Source organism: Flavobacterium sp. 270 (assembly GCF_004368785.1).
Taxonomy (GTDB): domain Bacteria; phylum Bacteroidota; class Bacteroidia; order Flavobacteriales; family Flavobacteriaceae; genus Flavobacterium.
Window position 1 is genome coordinate 421,428 of record NZ_SODM01000002.1, and the last position, 17,207, is coordinate 438,634.

A 17,207-nucleotide genomic window follows, 5' to 3' on the forward strand; every position below is an offset into this window, starting at 1 on the left:
ATCCTGTAACTCAGAATACTCCTGCTCTGTAAGCTCTTTTTTTGGCTGAGCAGCTGTAGTATTCAGTACAAGTAAAAATAAAAAAGAGATGATCAGCCTCATTTAATTTGTTTTTGGAATTCAAAAATAGTTCATAAATAATCAATAAACTACATTTAATTTGCCAAAATCCTATTAATTTTATGAAAGCCTTTTAAAAATATCACAAAATAGCCTTGTTTTGTTATATTTTTATTGCGTAAATTTGTTTTGTTAAAAACATACAAAGATGAAACCAGACTTATTTCAAGCTCCAGATTATTACAACCTTGACGATTTATTGACAGACGAGCACAAATTAGTTCGCGAATCAGCACGTGCATGGGTAAAAAGAGAAGTTTCTCCTATTATAGAAGAATACGCTCAAAAAGCAGAATTTCCAAAACAAATTATAAAAGGACTTGGAGAAATTGGTGGTTTTGGTCCGTACATTCCGGTCGAATATGGCGGAGCAGGCTTAGACCAAATTTCTTACGGTTTAATTATGCAGGAAATAGAACGAGGTGATTCTGGTGTAAGATCTACTTCATCTGTACAATCTTCTTTGGTAATGTATCCGATTTGGAAATATGGAAACGAAGAGCAAAGAATGAAATATTTGCCAAAACTGGCAACTGGTGAATTTATGGGTTGTTTTGGTTTGACCGAGCCAGATCATGGTTCTGATCCTGGAAGTATGATTACTAATTTTAAAGATATGGGCGATCATTATCTTTTAAATGGTGCTAAAATGTGGATTTCTAACGCTCCTTTTGCAGATATTGCTGTAGTTTGGGCTAAAGATGAAACAGGAAGAATTCACGGTTTAATTGTAGAACGCGGTATGGAAGGTTTTACAACACCTGAAACTCATAATAAATGGTCGCTTCGTGCATCATCAACCGGAGAATTGATTTTTGACAATGTAAAAGTTCCTAAAGAAAACTTATTACCAAACAAATCTGGATTAGGTGCTCCGCTTGGTTGTTTAGATTCTGCACGTTACGGAATTGCGTGGGGCGCAATTGGCGCTGCAATGGATTGTTACGATACTGCATTGCGTTATGCTAAAGAAAGAATTCAGTTTGGGAAACCAATTGGAGGAACGCAGTTACAACAAAAAAAATTAGCTGAAATGATAACCGAAATCACAAAAGCACAGTTATTAACCTGGCGTTTAGGTGTTTTAAGAAACGAAGGAAAAGCAACAACGGCTCAGATTTCTATGGCAAAAAGAAATAATGTCGATATGGCGATTCATATTGCCCGCGAAGCCAGACAAATGTTGGGTGGAATGGGAATTACAGGCGAATACTCTATTATGCGCCACATGATGAATTTAGAAAGTGTGATTACTTACGAAGGAACTCATGATATTCATTTGTTGATTACAGGAATGGATGTAACTGGAATTCCAGCGTTTAAATAACAGGCAACTATTAAATAATATACAAAAACAATATTAAAAGCTTCTTCTTACCGAGAAGCTTTTTATCTTTGTACAAAATTTATAAAAATGAATATTGAAACTATAAACAATAGCATTCAACCTCAAAAAGACCAGCTTTTAAAACATTCTTTATACAATAAAATTCAAAACATTGATGATTTACGAACTTTTCTAGAGACTCATGTTTTTGCTGTTTGGGATTTTATGTCTTTGTTAAAAGCTTTACAAGCCAAACTTACCTGTACTACAACACCTTGGTTCGCCACAAAAAATCCTGAAACCAGATATTTAATCAATGAAATTGTCCTGGCAGAAGAAACAGATTTAACTATTGACGGAAGAAGACAAAGTCATTACGAAATGTATCTTGAAGCAATGATAGATTGCGGCGCTGATACTAACGGAATTAATAATTTTTTGTCTGAAGTAAATTCGCTTCATAACATATTTGTAGCCATCAAACAAAGTGCATTGCATCCTGATGTAAAAGCTTTTTTAGATTTTACTTTTAGAGTTATTGAGGAAGGAAAACCACACGAAATTGCCGCTGCGTTTACCTTTGGAAGAGAAGATCTTATCCCAAGTATGTTTACTGAAATCCTTAAAAACTTTCAGAAAAACCTGCCTGAAACTAATTTAAGCAAATTACTATACTATTTTGAAAGACATATCGAACTGGATGCTGACGAGCACGGACCAATGGCCATGCAGATGATTACAGATTTATGCGAAGATGATACTGAAAAATGGAAAGAAGTGGAAGAAATTTCGATTCTGGCTTTAGAAAAAAGAATCGGACTCTGGAACGCTATCGAAGAAGAAATTCTGATGAAAACAGAAATGGTGTAAAAACCAAATCAAGTTATTTAACGTAACTATTTGTTTAAAATGACCCGAAACTTAATTGATCCCGATTATGAAAACGCATTTCAAACAAGTAGTTACTTTTTTATTTATAATACTTTCGTTAGGCTGCAGTTCTGAAGAAATGCCAACAGATCCTACTACACCACCACCAGTTGTTGTAACGCCTCCGCCAACAACTCCTACATTGCCAATTTCTACTTCTGTAAATTATCTCGCTTTAGGCGACAGTTATACCATTGGTCAAAGTGTCTGCGAAACCTGCCGATTTCCAGAGCAGCTAAAAGCCACTTTAAAAGCAATTTATCCAACATCTGCTTTTTCCTTAAAAGTTATTGCCAAAACAGGCTGGACAACTTCTAATTTGATTAATGCAATAAATACAGAAAATCCGGATCCAAAATACGATTTGGTTACGCTGTTAATTGGTGTAAACAATCAATATCAAGGAAGAGATTTTTCTATTTACGAAAAGGAATTTCCCGAATTGATTGCCAAAGCAGTTGCTCTGGCCAAAGGAGACAGAAAAAATGTAATTGTCGTTTCAATTCCAGATTATGCTTATACACCTTTTGGTACTATTCAAATGCAAGGTCAGGGCGAAAGGATAAGTTCAGAAATAAACAAATACAACACTTTTGCCGAAAATTATTGCATCAGCAACAATATTGTTTTTGTTTCTATTACAGATATTACAAGAAAAGGTTTAGAGATCCCTAGTTTAGTCGCTGCAGACGGCTTACACCCTTCTGAGAGCGCTTATAATCTATTTGTGGAGAGAATGTTGCCTAAAGTAAAAATAGCGCTTCAGGAGTAAGATTTTAGGATTTCAAATTCTCCATTCGTTTGAAATGCAAATTATTACCAAAAATAACTGCACCCGTCATAAACGGAACAAAATGAGAAAATTGTCTAAAAAGATCCATTCCTGTTTTGAGTTCCTCATTTAATGTGTCAAATATTCCTAAACCAATAAAGAATAAGCAAATAACAAATAGACAAAATTGAACTTTATAATGTGTCTTGATCATAAATTAATAAATTTATAGTGCTAATTTATTTAAATCCTTGAGAAGTTGTCTCAAGGATTTTGTTTTTATTTATAATTTTCAAAATCAACCTCTACTTTTTCAAAAAGTTCAGAATCTTCTAAAATCGAACTGATCCGAATTAAACCTTCCTGATTTCCATCAGCCATTATAAAAGCAAAACCCCAAATGTCTTTAGAAATTGTAAATTGGCCAACATCAGAATCAAAGGTTATTAAAACCTCATCATTCATCCATAAATCCAGAATATCGGTCATTTTTGGATTTATCGTAACAATTGCATTTAGCAAATCAGAATTAAAAGTTTCGCCTTCTGCTCCTCCAAAAATGTCAATTAAAAGTTCTTTTGATTTATAACCCGGTCTTAAATGATACTGATACATTTTAGTCATTTATTCTCGATTTTTTTATAATGATATCCTAGATTATAAGTTGAACCAGCCCAAAACATAAAGAGTAAAGCACCTGAATTGTCATAAGCGTAATGTACCAAAAGTCCGTTGTCTTTCGTTAATCCAATTCTGGTTTTATAATTAGTATATCCTCCAGCAAGATACGGAACCCCGTTACTTTTTAAGTAAGTATTATCAAGATAAAAAAATCCGTCTTTTTTTAGTTCGCCTCCTAATTCTATACTGTCAATTTTAACGTTGTCTTTCTGTGTAATAAATTTCATCCGGTTTTGACCTGCAGCTTTTAGCTCAACAGTATAACTTTCGGAATAATCATATTTTGCTTTGTGAGATTTTACAAAATAATTCAAATTGTACATCGATTTTGATTCTAATGTTTCTATTAGCTGCGGTTTCCCTTTCTTATCATAACTGCTGTCGGGAAATAACGCATAAAGCCCTTCAAATGTTTTTAAATTAAAATCTGATACTGTTTTTTTGTTTCCCATGACCATTTTATTCGAAAATCCGGCGCATCCTGACAAAAACAAAATAATAAAAAGGGCGTATAATATTGATTTCATAGCGTAATAATGCTCAAATTTGAAATCTAATTTAGGTATAATTATCTTATTTTTCTTCCTTAAACAAAAATCTTTACGCAACCTTTTAAGGATTTAATCATCTTGTTTATAATGTGATACTATTTTCAGATCAAAAAACTAACCCAACCACTAAAACCTAAATTATGAAACAAATCATTTTAATTTTAACTCTAATCTTTCTCACATCCAGTTGCAGTAATGATGATAAAAAACTAGACACAAGTAATATTGTTGGCACATGGAAACATTATGAAGAGTATGACAATTTTAAATGGAATAAAGTTAAGGACAGCTACACTTATACGTTTAATGCCAATGGAACTTTTAAATCTACTCGTTTTACGGAATGCATAAAAGGAAAATATTCTGTTGTTTCAGATAAATTAACATTAGATTACGACTGCGATGAATTTACTACTCAAGTAGAATCTCCAGCTGGTACATTTATAGAAAATTATAAACTAGAAAAAGGCTATATCTATCTTTCACCAACTTATAAATCTTGCTTTGAAGGATGTGGTTCTAAATTCAAGAAAATCAGCGATTAATTATAAAACAAATAAAAACCCTTGTGGTTAAATTACAAGGGTTTGTTTATTCAAAGACAAAACGGTTTCTTATAAACCTGCTAATTTCTTTGCTTGTTCCTGCGCATTCACATTCTTCGGATTTAATTGAAATGCTTTTTTATAATTTTTAATTGCCTCTTTTTTATTTCCTAAACTAGCAAGCGTTTCTGCATAACTATCATAAGTATTTCCGCTCTGCGGATAAAGATCTACATTCAGTTTAAAAATCTTTAAAGCTTCTGTCTGCTTGCCTTCTCCCAACAATCTGTATCCAAAATCATTTACTTCATTTTCATCCAAATTAAAAGCCGTATCCTTCTTTTTTAGGTTTTCTGCAACTTCAAATGCATTATTATATTTTTGTTTTATCAATTCTCTTCGTAATTTCTTTACCGAAGCTGATAATCCAAACCCATTTGCTTCATGCATTTCAGGAATGTAATAACCACCAATTTCATCAATAAAAAACTCAGGATTTGCCCCTTGAAGGTTGGTTAAAACCACAATCGAAATATCATCTTTTGGATAAACAAAAAATGCAGATCTCATACCGCCGACTGGCCCAATTGCAGGATGTTCTTCTCTTATAACCGTTGGCCAGCCAATTGCGTAGCCATTTACTAATTTATTAAAACCGCGAATTCGACCGTTGTTTAGAATTGCCGGATTCCAAAGTAAATCTAAACTTGATTTTTCTTTTAATAATGTTCCGTTTTGTAGTGCAATAATCCATTTTGCAATTTCATCAGAGGTAGAAATTATTCCTGTACAAGTTCTAAAATATTCTGGAAATTTTGCATAACTATTTCTCACTTCAGTAGTTGTAACCCATCTATCATTAACAATATCTTGAGTAGTGTAAGCTCCCGCAGAATTAGGTATTATATCATTTGAATCTCCAAAACGAGTTTGTTTCATTCCAGCTGCTTTAAACTGACGTTCTTCAATAAATTTAGTAAAATGTACACCGCTTATCTTATTAATAATTTTTCCAATAATAACATATCCAGTCTGATTATAGCGAAATTTATCTCCAGTATTAAATTCCATCGGCAATGTCTTTACCTTTTCCCAAGAACCATTTTCGGTATCGGCTAATAAATTTTCTTTTCCATCAATAATGTTCGGAAGTCCTGAAATATTAGAGAATAATTGTTGAATGGTTAGACTTTGCCACGCGACCGGCAAATCTTCTAAGTATTTTGAAATCGGGTCGTTAATATTTAGTTTTCCTTCTTCCTGAAGCTGCATTACCGCAACACCAACAAATGCTTTTGTACAAGAATTGATATTAAACATGCTTTTGTTTGTCACGCTAACGCTATTCTCAATATTTGCAAGTCCATAACTATTGCTTTTTACAATTTTACCGTGTTGTACAACGGTAAGCTGTAATCCGGGAATTTGCAGTTTTTCCATTTTATCTTTAAGAAAAACATCTATACTGTCTGCAGATTGTTTCGTTTGAGAATTTGCTGTAAAACCAATTAAAGCGGTTAAAAAAGAAAATACCAGAGATTTTGAAAAAAATATTTTCATGATTGTGATTGATTTGATGATTTGATTGATGATTGATACCTGATGTCTTTTTACTAATTGGCCATTGTCGTAATAAGAAAGTTTCAGGCATTTTAAATCAAGACGAATCCAAAACAGATTTGCTACACGTTTTTTGAAATTATTTTTAAATTCAAACCCAATAACAAGATTAACTGTTTAATTTTTAAATAGTTATACAAACATTCTTTAGGTAAAATTATTTATAAATCTTATTTAGATCTCTTTTTGTTTTTAAACAATATTTAGCTAGCGCGAGCGTCCCGCTCGTGCCCGCATTTTTGTCTCGTCTTGAAATAAGTTTACATATTTCAGAACAATATACCTTTACTTTGATTGCGGTCACGAGCGGGACGCTCGCGCTAGCGGATGAGGATAGAAAAATATCAATCTATTTATCTTCTAATATAGCTTTTCCTTTCGTTAACCATGAAAAACCAAAAGCCTCAACTGCCAATACTTCCATCCAAAAAGTAATCGGATAATTGTCGTAAAAATTTGGAAACAAGATTTTCGAAAGGCCAATAATTAATATCGACAATACAATTATAGTAGCACAGCATCTATAAATTCGATTTCTTATCTTTTTTCTTTTGCTTCTTTGTTCAACAGGACAATCTGATTTTGTAAACAAAAAAGCAGACATATAAGCCAGTGCTAAAAGAAAAATAGCAGCGCATGCAAAATGAAAATACATTCTAAAATCACTAACTCTTAAGGTCGTAACACTTATCACTTTGAAACTTTCTGGAAGATTATCTGTTGGAAAAAGCAATAACAATAACGAAGAAAAACCAGCAATCGCCGAAGTATAAAAATCTCTCGGTGCTTCGCCTTTATAGATTAATAAAAAAACGGAAAGCATACTGACTATAATAACAAAAACACCGCTTGCACGAGTAAAATAATAATGACTTATTGAGGGCAAAATCGCCACAAAATTACTGTCTATATAAAGAGTAAGAAACAAAAACAACGGCAGTAACATACCCAAAGTGCCTACAATTTTGCGTAAAGTATTCTGATTTTTTAAAGCAATATCGCCTGTTTGTTCGTAGGTTATTAAAGATCCCAGCGCTTTTTCTGATTTTGACATAGGGTTTGTTTTTTGATTAGGGATAATAAATGTAAAAACTTATTTTCTAATTAAAGCAAAAAGCAAACGTAAATATATTCTCACGATAAGAAACTGATTAAAAAACAAAAAGTCCCATATTTCATTTTCATGAAATATGGGACTTTATTTTGCAGAGAGGAAGGGATTCGAACCCTCGATACAGTTGCCCATATACTAGCTTTCCAGGCTAGCTCCTTAAACCACTCGGACACCTCTCTATTTGGGTTTGCAAATAACACAAAAAAATCTGAGTTACAAAAGTAAAATCTCACATTCCTTTAAATGCTTTTTCTAAATTCTTCCATAAACAATTTTACGGCCTTTTTTTGATAACCGCCAATCGTGAGCATAAACGAATCTCTTCTCGTTGGGACTCCTGTAATCTGGATTCCTCTCAGGTTATCCCAGCCTTTTAGGGCTTTTTCTGCAACTATGGTTGCCCAATCGCTGTCCTGCACCATTTGCAATAAGGCATGAATAGAGTTTAATTCTATCGAAATTTTAGGCGTCATTTTATTTTTGGCGAATAAATCTTCGACAAATTCTCTCGAATTAGAGCCTTTTCCCGGCAAAACAAGCGGAATTTCTTCTATTTTCTTGAAGGCTATTTTATCTAAAGCGGCCAGAGGATGCGATTTTGAAACTGCCATAACCATCTGTGAAGTAAACAAGGGTACTTTTTGTACGGGAAGATTAATTTCATGCGACGAAATAACCAAAACCAAATCTAACTCATTGGTCAATAATTTTTGTTCTAAAGCTTCTGTAGTTCCATATTCTACAACAATTTTTAAGTTTTGATATCTCTTTGCAAACGTATTGATTACGGGAAGAATCAAAAGTCCAAAAATATAGGTTACGCCAATTCGGAGTTCACCGCCAATCATTTCGTTTAAATCTTCGATTGCCTGTTTTCCGTTTTCTACATTTTCCAAAACTTGTTTGGCGTGAATCAGGAAAACCGATCCGGCTTCTGTAAGCTGTACTTTTTTTCCGATCCTTTTAAACAAAGGCATTCCGAGTTCTTCTTCAAGTTTTTTAATTTGCTGCGAAAGTCCGGATTGCGTTACAAAACAGAGTTCGGCTGCTTTTGTAAAGTGAAGTACTTCAGCCGTTTTTATAAAATATTGCAGTTGATAGATTTCCATATTGATAAGTTTTAATACTTATTATAAGTAAAATTATTAATTTTTCTAATGAAATCATAATTCCGACCTTTGTATTAAATATTTAAGGTTATGTTTAAAGCGTTAAAATCAAGAAATTTCAAGTTATTCTTTTCCGGTCAGTCTGTTTCTGTTATCGGAACATGGCTTCAGAAAACAGCCGTAAGCTGGATGGTTTACAGCATAACAGGTTCTGTATTTTTACTGGGATTGGCGACTTTTTTAAGTATGATTCCCTCCTTATTTTTAGCACCATTGGCAGGAAGTATTATTGGTCGTTATGATAAACACCGCGCCATGATTGTACTTCAGTCTTTGGCGATGCTGCAAGCCGGAAGTTTGGCTTTCCTGATTTATCTTAAAATATATAACATCAATTTTATTCTGGCGCTGAGTTTAATTCAGGGAATTATCAATGCTTTTGATATGACTTGCCGCCAAACTATGATGATTGATATTGTAAACGACAAAGAAGATCTTGCGAATGCGGTGGCGCTGAATTCTACAATGAATAATTTTGCCCGAATTGCCGGTCCTGCTTTGGCGGGTATTATTTTGCACCAATATGGTGAAGACATTTGTTTTATCGGGAATTTTGTGAGTTATATTCCAGTTTTGATTTCGCTTTTTATGATGAGAATTCCAAAACACATCAAAACCGAAAACAAACTCAATATGCTGGAAGATCTTATTGAAGGTTTTGATTATATTAAAAAAGAAACCGAAATGGCAAGAATGCTTCTTATGCTAACTTGCAGCAGTATGTTTGTGATTTCTTTTAATACTTTGATGCCGGTTTTTGCGAAAGATATTTTTAGCGGTAACGCACAGACTTTTAGCTGGTTTGAAAGTGCTGCCGGAATTGGTTCTGTTATTGCTGCTGTTTATCTTGCTAACTTAAAATCAGCCAATAACATGAATAAAATAATGATTTCGGCTAGTTTATTATTGGGCTTAAGTATTATCATTTTAGCGGTTTCCAGCAGTTTGACCGTAACGCTTGTTTGTATGACTTTGAGCGGTATCGGAATGATGGGACAAACCTCATCTATTAATATTTACATTCAGACACAAAGTACTGTAAATATGCGTTCCAGAAGTATTAGTTATTATATGATGGCGTATCAGGGAATGATTCCTGTGGGAAGTTTGATTATTGGATATGTTTCTCACTCGCTTGGCGTACGAACTACGGTTGCGATTCAGGGTGTAATTTGTATTATTTCTGTGATTGCTTATGTGTATTACAAAAATCAAAAAACTGTTGAAGAATTGGAGAGTTGTCCGGTTGAGTATAGAAATTCCAAATTTTAAATTCCACCATATAAGTTATATAAGAAATTATAAGTTAGTTTTATACTTAAACTAAAATGACCTTATATAACTTATATGGTAAAATTTAGATTCTACGAAATCTCCCCACGCAAAGCAGTTTCAAAAATAGTTTTGAAATTTTTTGCTTCTATTTGATGACCAAGCAAATACATTAGTTTTGTAATTGCAGCTTCGGTTGTAATGTCTTTTCCTGAGATTACGCCTAATTCTTTCAAAACAGTACTGGTTTCGTATTGTCCCATATTTACGCTTCCGCCAGAGCATTGTGTTACGTTTACAATATGTAAACCTGACTGAATTCCTTTCTGAATTAGGTTTAAAAACCAAGCTTCCGTTGGTGCGTTTCCAGAGCCGTAGGTTTCCAGAACAATTCCTCTTAAGTTTGGAATTGCCAAAATTGATCCTAAAACAGTTTCGCTCATTCCGGGAAACATTTTTACAATGGCTACGTGATTGTCTAAATTCTTGTGAACAATCAATTTAGCATCGGTTTTTATCGGGAGGAATAAATGAGAATTTAAAGTAAGATGAACGCCAGATTCTACCAATTCTGGATAATTTGGCGCTGTAAAAGCTCTAAAATGTTCTGCATTTACTTTTGAGGTTCGGTTTCCGCGGTATAATTTATATTCAAAATACAAACAAACTTCGTGAATTACAGGTTTTCCGTTTTCCTGAAGTGATGCAATCTGAATCGCTGTAATAAGGTTTTCTTTAGCATCGGTACGCAAATCACCAATTGGTAATTGTGATCCTGTAAAAATGATAGGTTTCGCTAAATTCTCCAGCATAAAACTCAATGCCGATGCAGAATACGACATTGTATCTGATCCGTGTAAAACAACAAAACCATCAAAAAGGGTGTAATGATCCTCGATAATTGTGGCAATTTTTGTCCACATTTCGGGATTCATATTTGAGGAATCGATTGGATCTTCAAAAGAAATCGTTTCGATTTCACAATCCAATTGTTTTAACTCGGGAATTTTTTGCAATAATTTACTAAAGTTGAAAGCTTTGAGCGCTCCCGTCTCAAAATCTTTACTCATACCGATTGTTCCTCCGGTATAAATTAAAAGTATTTTGGCTTTAGATGACATCTTGGTATTTTAATTTATTGACTACAGGATTGGCATACATGGATAAAAATCCTAGTCTTGTAACAGGATTATCGCTGCCAATTCTCATTTCTAAACGACGCTCAAACAATGATTTCTCGCTGTCTTTGTATAAATGAGCAAACTTATTGGTTTCGTTTAAGATATCGTACGCAATAAAATTTGTCGGCCATAATTGGTAATTCTTTAAAATAGTATCATCAATTACTTGTGCCAAAGCCTGAATCTGCTTATTTGCATTGTCATTTTCGGCCACAATTTGGTCAATTTCTGTGTTTAAAACATCACCAACAGAAATATGTATTCTTTTTTTAGTTCCCATGATACCACTTAAAATGGTCATGAAATCTTCGTTTTTTTCTTTAATATAAACTTCGTTGTTTGCTTCTGCCATTAATTGCGGCATTTTCAAAACATCTGTAGGATCGTATTCGTACGAAATAGAAACCGGAACAATTTTTATTTTCTTAAAATAATCCATTAAATTGGCTTCATCAGAACCCATTCCGATCATTTTTAAAACTCCTGGATTGGTTTCGTCATTTCCGTCTTTAGTACGTCCTTCTCTTTGTGCAATCCAAACCGAACGATTTTCGCGAAGCAGTAACTGCCCCATGTATTCTGCTAATAATTTAGAACTCTGTAACATTTCTCTTGGCGTTAAACCTCTTAAAACCAAAAAGTTTCTATTTAGTTTTGCCAGTGTGCTTAAAAATGCTTTTTTAACCAGATTGTCTCCAATTGCAGAAGCTGTCATTACCAAACCATGTTCGAATAAGCAAACATTTAAAAGTGTAGTATCTAATAATATGTCTCTGTGATTCGAAACAAATAAATAAGAAGTATTGGGCTCTAGTTTTTCAAAACCCGATGTAGTAAGTCCTTCAGAACTTCTTTCGAGTACTTTTTGAATGGTATTATAGATAAAATTGCATTGAAAATCACGAATCGAGTGTGTTTTCTTAAGTTGTTCTTTCCAAGCATCATCCTCTAATTCCGGAAAAGTAAAATTCATCATGGCTTTCATCATCGGATGATTGACTACACCATGAAGTGCTTCATTTATTTCTGAATCATAAAACGGTCGAATGGCATCAAATCTCTGCATTAATATCAATTTTAGTGGGCAAAAGAACAAAAAAAAAACTAAAGTATTGTAAGGCGATAGTTAAATCCCAAAAACATCTTTGGAATTCTGAGTGGTTCTTGAAGCGATTTCTTCTTCAGAAACGTCATATATATCTGCCAGCTTCGCAATTACATTTACCAAATAACTGCTCTCATTTCTTTTTCCGCGGTACGGAATTGGCGCCAGATAAGGTGAATCGGTTTCTAAAACGATATGTTTTAAATCGATTTGATTCATAAACTGATCGATTTTTCCGTTCTTGAAGGTTACTACACCACCGATTCCTAATTTCATATTATATGAAATTGCTTGCTGCGCTTGTATTAAAGTTCCGGAAAAACAATGAAAAATCCCAAACAAATCTTCAGATTTTTCTTCTTCTAATATTTCGAAGATTTCATCAAAGGCTTCACGACAATGAATTACGATGGGTAATTGGTATTGTTTTGCCAGCTGAATTTGTCTTCTAAAAGCGATTTGCTGTTCTTTTAAATGCGTTTTATCCCAATACAAATCGATTCCGATCTCGCCAACAGCGTAGAATTTTCTTTTGGCCAATTCGGTTTCAACATGTTTTAATTCGTCCAGGTAATTATCTTTCACGTAAGTGGGATGCAAACCCATCATGAGGAATACATTTTCGGGATAATCTTTCTCTAAATCATACATGGATTGCGTTGCTGCGGCATCAATTGCCGGAATAAAAAAACGGGTTACTCCTGCATCTATTGCACGCTGCATCATTTCGTTACGATCCTGATCAAATTCTTCAGAATATAAATGCGTGTGTGTATCGGTAATTGTTATAGTAGGTTTCAATGGTCTAATTTTAAAAAAAGCAAAATTACGATAATAATAAGGACTTTTACAATGATGCTTTTTATAGAACGTTGATGACGCGGATTTAAACGGATTTTTATTATTGTTTTCTACACTGAATGTCATTGCGAGGAATGAAGTAATCGCATTAAAAAAATCAAACTTCGTGTAAGCATAGTGAGATTGCTTCGTTCCTCGCAATGACTATGACGCACAAACCTTTGTCAAAGTTTAAAACTTTGACAAAGGTTGAAATTGTTTATCAAGGACCAAATTTTTTACTTATTTCCCAGACTCAATAAATAATAAAGCACGTTCTAAAACCTCATCTCTGCCTTCCTGAATTCCTTTTATGGTTGGTTTAACTTCGATATCCGGAACAATTCCTATTCTTTGTGTTTCGCGTTTATCAGGATAATAAACTCCAATTCCTGTGTATCTTGTATGAAATTGTTTCAAATCAAGTTCAATTACATTTCCATCAGCACCTGCAGTTTGGCTTCCAATAATGGTTGTATTTCCGGCAGTTTGAAAGCACATTGCTGTCCATTCTGATTGGCTTAAAGATTCTTCATTAAGAAGAACAATTACTTTTCCTTTGTAATTATCCTTATTTTCTGTACCTCCCGATGATCCTTCTGTCCATTTAAATCTTCCAGGATAACTAAAATCTGGATAGGTATAAATTGCAAATTTTTCTTCGTGAGCATTTAGGAACTTGGCAATATCATCATAAGTACCTCGGGGATAATTTCTTAAATCAAATACAATTGCTTTGGTGGCTTTTAGCGATTCAATCATATCCGGAACATTTTCAATTTTTAGAATTCCCATATCTACATACCCAATATTGTTGTCTAAAACTTTAAATTTTTCCTTTTTTTTCTTCTTTGGTCCTCTTTTAAATTCATTACGATGAGAATCATGATAATCATACCACGTCATTGCTTTTGTTGTGTATTTGCCGTCTTTTAAAAACTCAACATTTACGTTGTCCGAATTGCTAATTAGAAATTTTTTAATAAGCTTATCTAAAAGTGAAGGCTCATTTGAAGCAGTAAATAAATCCCTGTATTCTGCAATGAGATCTTTAATTGTTTTGTCGTTAATTTTTGTAATTACGTCTCCCACTTTTATATCATCGGACTGAGCCAGACTGTCTGCTAAAATCTTTGTAACAACCATTTTGTTATCCATAATTTTGCAGTCTGCGGGAAAATATTTTCTGTCCTCATCAAATTTACTATACTTATATATATAAAATTCTACATGACTATCATTGAGCTTAGATGCTGCTTTTCTCATTGCTGTGTAAAAATCGTCTTCATTTTTAGCATCAAGTACTAGAGGAATTGTTTTTTCTAAAGTGATGTCCCATTTCTGATCCATTACATATTTATATGAAAAAAAATACTCAATCAAATTCCAATACATAAACAGCGTTACAATTCTAGATTGTTTATTATCAAAGGTAAGATCAAAATAATTTCCATTTTTAAACGGTCTAAAGTCTGGTCCGATTTCTTCATCGGTTTGAAATCTGTTTTGTTCTATAAATCTCAATTTTTTCGAAAGATTTTTTGAAAACAATTTGTTGCTGTTGATCCACGACAAATCGAAGTTTTTATCAAAATATTCAACACCTTTCTGTGGAATAATTGGAGCAATCACCGGAACTTCTCCCAAAGAATCTATCCAGTTTGTCATTATTAAAGAAAACTCTTCTTTAGTTTGTGCTTGTTCTATTTTTGGTAAAACATCAAGTAACTGCTGGTCCCAGTTAAAATCTCCTTTGGCCACCTTAGGATGATAGTATTTTAGGAAACCCCATATTTTGCAAGTAGCGGTAAGTTTTTCGGTTTCGGTTATTTTGGGATTTGATAATACAATTTGAGAAAATGTGAGAAGTAGTAATAGGGTAATTTTTTTCATTTTTAGGCTTGTGGTTTGTTTTTTGGTTTGCCGAATGTAAATATTAAATTTTAATATCGATGTATTTTACGACAAAACATACACCGTTTGTCATTGCGAGGAACGAAGAAATCACATTTACAAAATCAAACTTTGTATCAATATTAGTGAGGTTGCTTCGTTCCTCGCAATGACAACTTTATCTACATTAGAAACAAAAAAACGAGGAACATCAATTAAGAGATTCCTCGTTTTAATTTTAATAACAACTTTTTTTAATCTAATTCATCAAGCAATTGCTGTACTTCATCGTAATTTTCGTAATCCTCAGAAATGGTCTGCAGGATTTCTTTACAGCCTTTATAATCTTTTTGTTTTAGTTTTGATAAGGCAAGATTCCAAACTGCTTTTTCTTTGTATGCAGATGTTCCTGCTTTTAGTTCTATAAAAATAGTTTCTGCTTTTTTATATTGATCTTCTTCTAAAAGTGAAACGCCATAAAAATATTGTATTTCGGGTGTCTTAACTTGTTTTAAAATGGCTTCAAAAAGCGGAATTGCTTCTTCATATTTTTTCTTATTGAAGGCTTTTTCGGCTTGTTTTAAGGTTACAGAAACTTCTCCTCTTTCTGTAAAATAAGCTTTTTCGGGATGGTTATAATCTCCAAAATTTGGATTCTGATTGTAATCAAAAAAGAACAATCCTGCCAGAACAGCTATAGATGCTGCAACCGCATAATACCACGGTTTAAGCAACACCACTTTTGATTTGTTTTTATTGAAATGATTGTCGGATATTCTGGTTAGATTTTCTACGAACGCTTCTCTTTCCTCTTCATGACCGAATCTGTTTTCTAACTGAAAATGCACTTCTTTGAAGGTTTCCAATTCTGAAGCCATTGCTGCGTCTTCAGATAATTGTTTTTCAAAAGCAATTCTTTCATCAACAGTCATTTCGCTTTGAAGATATTGGTCGAATAATATATAGCGTTCTTCGTTCATGACTAATTATTTTTTTAATGATTTAAAGTTTTTCGTTTCCTGAATCCACTGTGTTAACTGGCCAATGCATAACGATTTCTTTTTACGAACATATCCGTAAGTCACGTTTAGTTTTTCGGCAACTTCTTCCATCGATTTAATGCTAAAACTCAACTTTAGTAATTCCTGGCATTTGTCTCCCAATTTCTGAAACATGGTGTCAAAAAGCTGTTGTTTCTCATCAAATTCTTCGGTGTGAGCAATTAATTCCAATGCAGATTCATTCATAGATACAATGTCTTCTGTAATTGTTACCCCTTTATTAGAAGATTTTTTAAATTCATTAAGCCATTTTCTTTTGCAGAGTAAAAAAAAGTACGCATCAAAAGGACAAGTGAGCTGCAGTTTATTGGCTTTGGCCTGATTAAAAAGTAAAATCATGATTTCCTGAACCACATCTTGCGCCTGATCTTTGTCTCCAGAATTGTTCATGATGAAAAAAACCACTTTGGGAACATATTTTTTATAAATGGACTGGATAATTGCTGAATCATTTGCAGCAAGTCCTTCTATATAAATTTGATCAGGATGAATTTTACTTTGGCTCATAAAAAACTTTTTGTAGCTAATTTAGAAAAGAATCTTAAATAAATTTCAAATTAAGGGGTAACAATTAACAAATCAAGTTGATATACTGGTAAAATCTTTTAAAATCATTAAAAAATTAAGAGAAATGGAAAGTTATCAATTTATAGACGACAAAAATCTGGATCAGTTTCAGAAAATGCTTTCTACGAAAATCAGAAATGGTTTTGTAATTACAGAGCAGAACGACAAGTTACCTTATGTGGTTTTATCGAAAGAAAAAAAAGCCATCAATCATCCGCTTCATCTTTTTATCACTTTTATAACGCTGGGACTTTGGGCTTTGGTCTGGATTTATCTTATCGTGGCGCATTCGCATAAAAAAAACATTTTGGTTGCGGTAGACGAAGACGGAAATCTTTTTGAAGATAAATGCCTTTCAAAAATAAATTGAAAAAAAATAAAAAAGTGGGGTAACAAATTTTAACCGCAGTTGATCTACTTATATAAAACTTAAATAAAATAAAAACAGGGGTAACAATT

At 33.2% G+C, this 17,207-nt stretch carries 17 protein-coding genes and 1 tRNA gene; 6 read left to right on the top strand and 12 right to left on the bottom strand.

The features are described from left to right. Positions 1-268 precede the first annotated feature (268 nt). From EV144_RS09185 to EV144_RS09195, 3 genes are all read left to right on the top strand, one after another. The gene (locus EV144_RS09185; RefSeq protein WP_134148192.1) at positions 269-1,447 is read left to right on the top strand and encodes an acyl-CoA dehydrogenase family protein; all 1,179 of its coding nucleotides are present in this window, start codon (positions 269-271) and stop codon (positions 1,445-1,447) included. An 87-nt stretch (positions 1,448-1,534) separates the two neighbouring features. Then, positions 1,535-2,317 carry a DUF3050 domain-containing protein gene (locus tag EV144_RS09190; RefSeq protein ID WP_134148194.1) on the top strand — a complete coding sequence of 261 codons (783 nt, stop codon included), beginning with the start codon at positions 1,535-1,537 and terminating at the stop codon, positions 2,315-2,317. 67 nt (positions 2,318-2,384) lie between these two features. Then, the gene (locus tag EV144_RS09195; protein WP_134148196.1) at positions 2,385-3,149 is read left to right on the top strand and encodes an SGNH/GDSL hydrolase family protein; all 765 of its coding nucleotides are present in this window, start codon (positions 2,385-2,387) and stop codon (positions 3,147-3,149) included. Positions 3,150-3,428: 279 nt separating this feature from the next. Here EV144_RS09195 and EV144_RS09200 read toward each other — a convergent pair whose 3' ends face one another. Together EV144_RS09200 and EV144_RS09205 are read right to left on the bottom strand one after the other, a co-directional pair. Then, positions 3,429-3,773, bottom strand: coding sequence for a hypothetical protein (locus EV144_RS09200; protein ID WP_243854645.1), 345 nt, complete (start codon positions 3,771-3,773; stop codon positions 3,429-3,431). Next, positions 3,770-4,357 (bottom strand): hypothetical protein, encoded by a 588-nt coding sequence (locus EV144_RS09205; protein ID WP_134148198.1) that lies wholly within the window; start codon positions 4,355-4,357, stop codon positions 3,770-3,772. The genes EV144_RS09200 and EV144_RS09205 overlap by 4 nt, the downstream gene beginning before the upstream one ends. Before the next feature lie 164 nt (positions 4,358-4,521). Between EV144_RS09205 and EV144_RS09210 the strand changes: the two genes are divergently transcribed. Further along, positions 4,522-4,926: a lipocalin family protein gene (locus EV144_RS09210; RefSeq protein WP_134148200.1), complete on the top strand. Its 405-nt coding sequence runs from the start codon at positions 4,522-4,524 to the stop codon at positions 4,924-4,926. A 69-nt stretch (positions 4,927-4,995) separates the two neighbouring features. On the opposite strand, the gene EV144_RS09215 is transcribed toward EV144_RS09210, so the two are convergent. The 4 genes from EV144_RS09215 to EV144_RS09230 form a co-directional block, all read right to left on the bottom strand. Next, the gene (locus tag EV144_RS09215) at positions 4,996-6,486 is read right to left on the bottom strand and encodes a serine hydrolase (RefSeq protein WP_134148202.1); all 1,491 of its coding nucleotides are present in this window, start codon (positions 6,484-6,486) and stop codon (positions 4,996-4,998) included. 409 nt (positions 6,487-6,895) lie between these two features. Next, positions 6,896-7,600: a hypothetical protein gene (locus tag EV144_RS09220; protein WP_134148204.1), complete on the bottom strand. Its 705-nt coding sequence runs from the start codon at positions 7,598-7,600 to the stop codon at positions 6,896-6,898. A 152-nt stretch (positions 7,601-7,752) separates the two neighbouring features. Then, positions 7,753-7,839 (bottom strand) — tRNA-Ser (locus EV144_RS09225). A gap of 60 nt (positions 7,840-7,899) precedes the next feature. Beyond that, positions 7,900-8,769 carry a LysR substrate-binding domain-containing protein gene (locus EV144_RS09230; RefSeq protein ID WP_134148206.1) on the bottom strand — a complete coding sequence of 290 codons (870 nt, stop codon included), beginning with the start codon at positions 8,767-8,769 and terminating at the stop codon, positions 7,900-7,902. A 90-nt stretch (positions 8,770-8,859) separates the two neighbouring features. On the opposite strand from EV144_RS09230, the gene EV144_RS09235 reads away from it, so the two are divergent. After that, a complete protein-coding gene (locus tag EV144_RS09235) occupies positions 8,860-10,101 on the top strand; it encodes an MFS transporter (RefSeq protein ID WP_134148208.1) in 1,242 nt (413 codons plus the stop codon). A gap of 92 nt (positions 10,102-10,193) precedes the next feature. On the opposite strand, the gene EV144_RS09240 is transcribed toward EV144_RS09235, so the two are convergent. From EV144_RS09240 to EV144_RS09265, 6 genes are all read right to left on the bottom strand, one after another. After that, on the bottom strand, positions 10,194-11,222 hold the full coding sequence (locus EV144_RS09240) for an asparaginase (protein WP_134148210.1): 1,029 nt from the start codon (positions 11,220-11,222) through the stop codon (positions 10,194-10,196). Further along, positions 11,212-12,348: a 1-acyl-sn-glycerol-3-phosphate acyltransferase gene (locus EV144_RS09245; protein ID WP_134148212.1), complete on the bottom strand. Its 1,137-nt coding sequence runs from the start codon at positions 12,346-12,348 to the stop codon at positions 11,212-11,214. The genes EV144_RS09240 and EV144_RS09245 overlap by 11 nt, the downstream gene beginning before the upstream one ends. A 60-nt stretch (positions 12,349-12,408) precedes the next feature. Further along, entirely contained in the window at positions 12,409-13,176 is a 768-nt protein-coding gene (locus EV144_RS09250; RefSeq protein ID WP_134148920.1) for a TatD family hydrolase, read from the bottom strand. A 294-nt stretch (positions 13,177-13,470) separates the two neighbouring features. Further along, positions 13,471-15,120, bottom strand: a complete 1,650-nt coding sequence (locus EV144_RS09255) for a S41 family peptidase (RefSeq protein WP_134148214.1) — start codon at positions 15,118-15,120, stop codon at positions 13,471-13,473. Between the two features lie 254 nt (positions 15,121-15,374). After that, a complete protein-coding gene (locus EV144_RS09260; protein ID WP_134148216.1) occupies positions 15,375-16,100 on the bottom strand; it encodes a tetratricopeptide repeat protein in 726 nt (241 codons plus the stop codon). Between the two features lie 6 nt (positions 16,101-16,106). Then, complete coding sequence (locus tag EV144_RS09265) at positions 16,107-16,688, bottom strand: RNA polymerase sigma factor (RefSeq protein ID WP_134148218.1); 582 nt, start codon at positions 16,686-16,688, stop codon at positions 16,107-16,109. Positions 16,689-16,812: 124 nt separating this feature from the next. On the opposite strand from EV144_RS09265, the gene EV144_RS09270 reads away from it, so the two are divergent. Next, complete coding sequence (locus EV144_RS09270; RefSeq protein ID WP_134148220.1) at positions 16,813-17,118, top strand: hypothetical protein; 306 nt, start codon at positions 16,813-16,815, stop codon at positions 17,116-17,118. Positions 17,119-17,207: the final 89 nt, after the last annotated feature.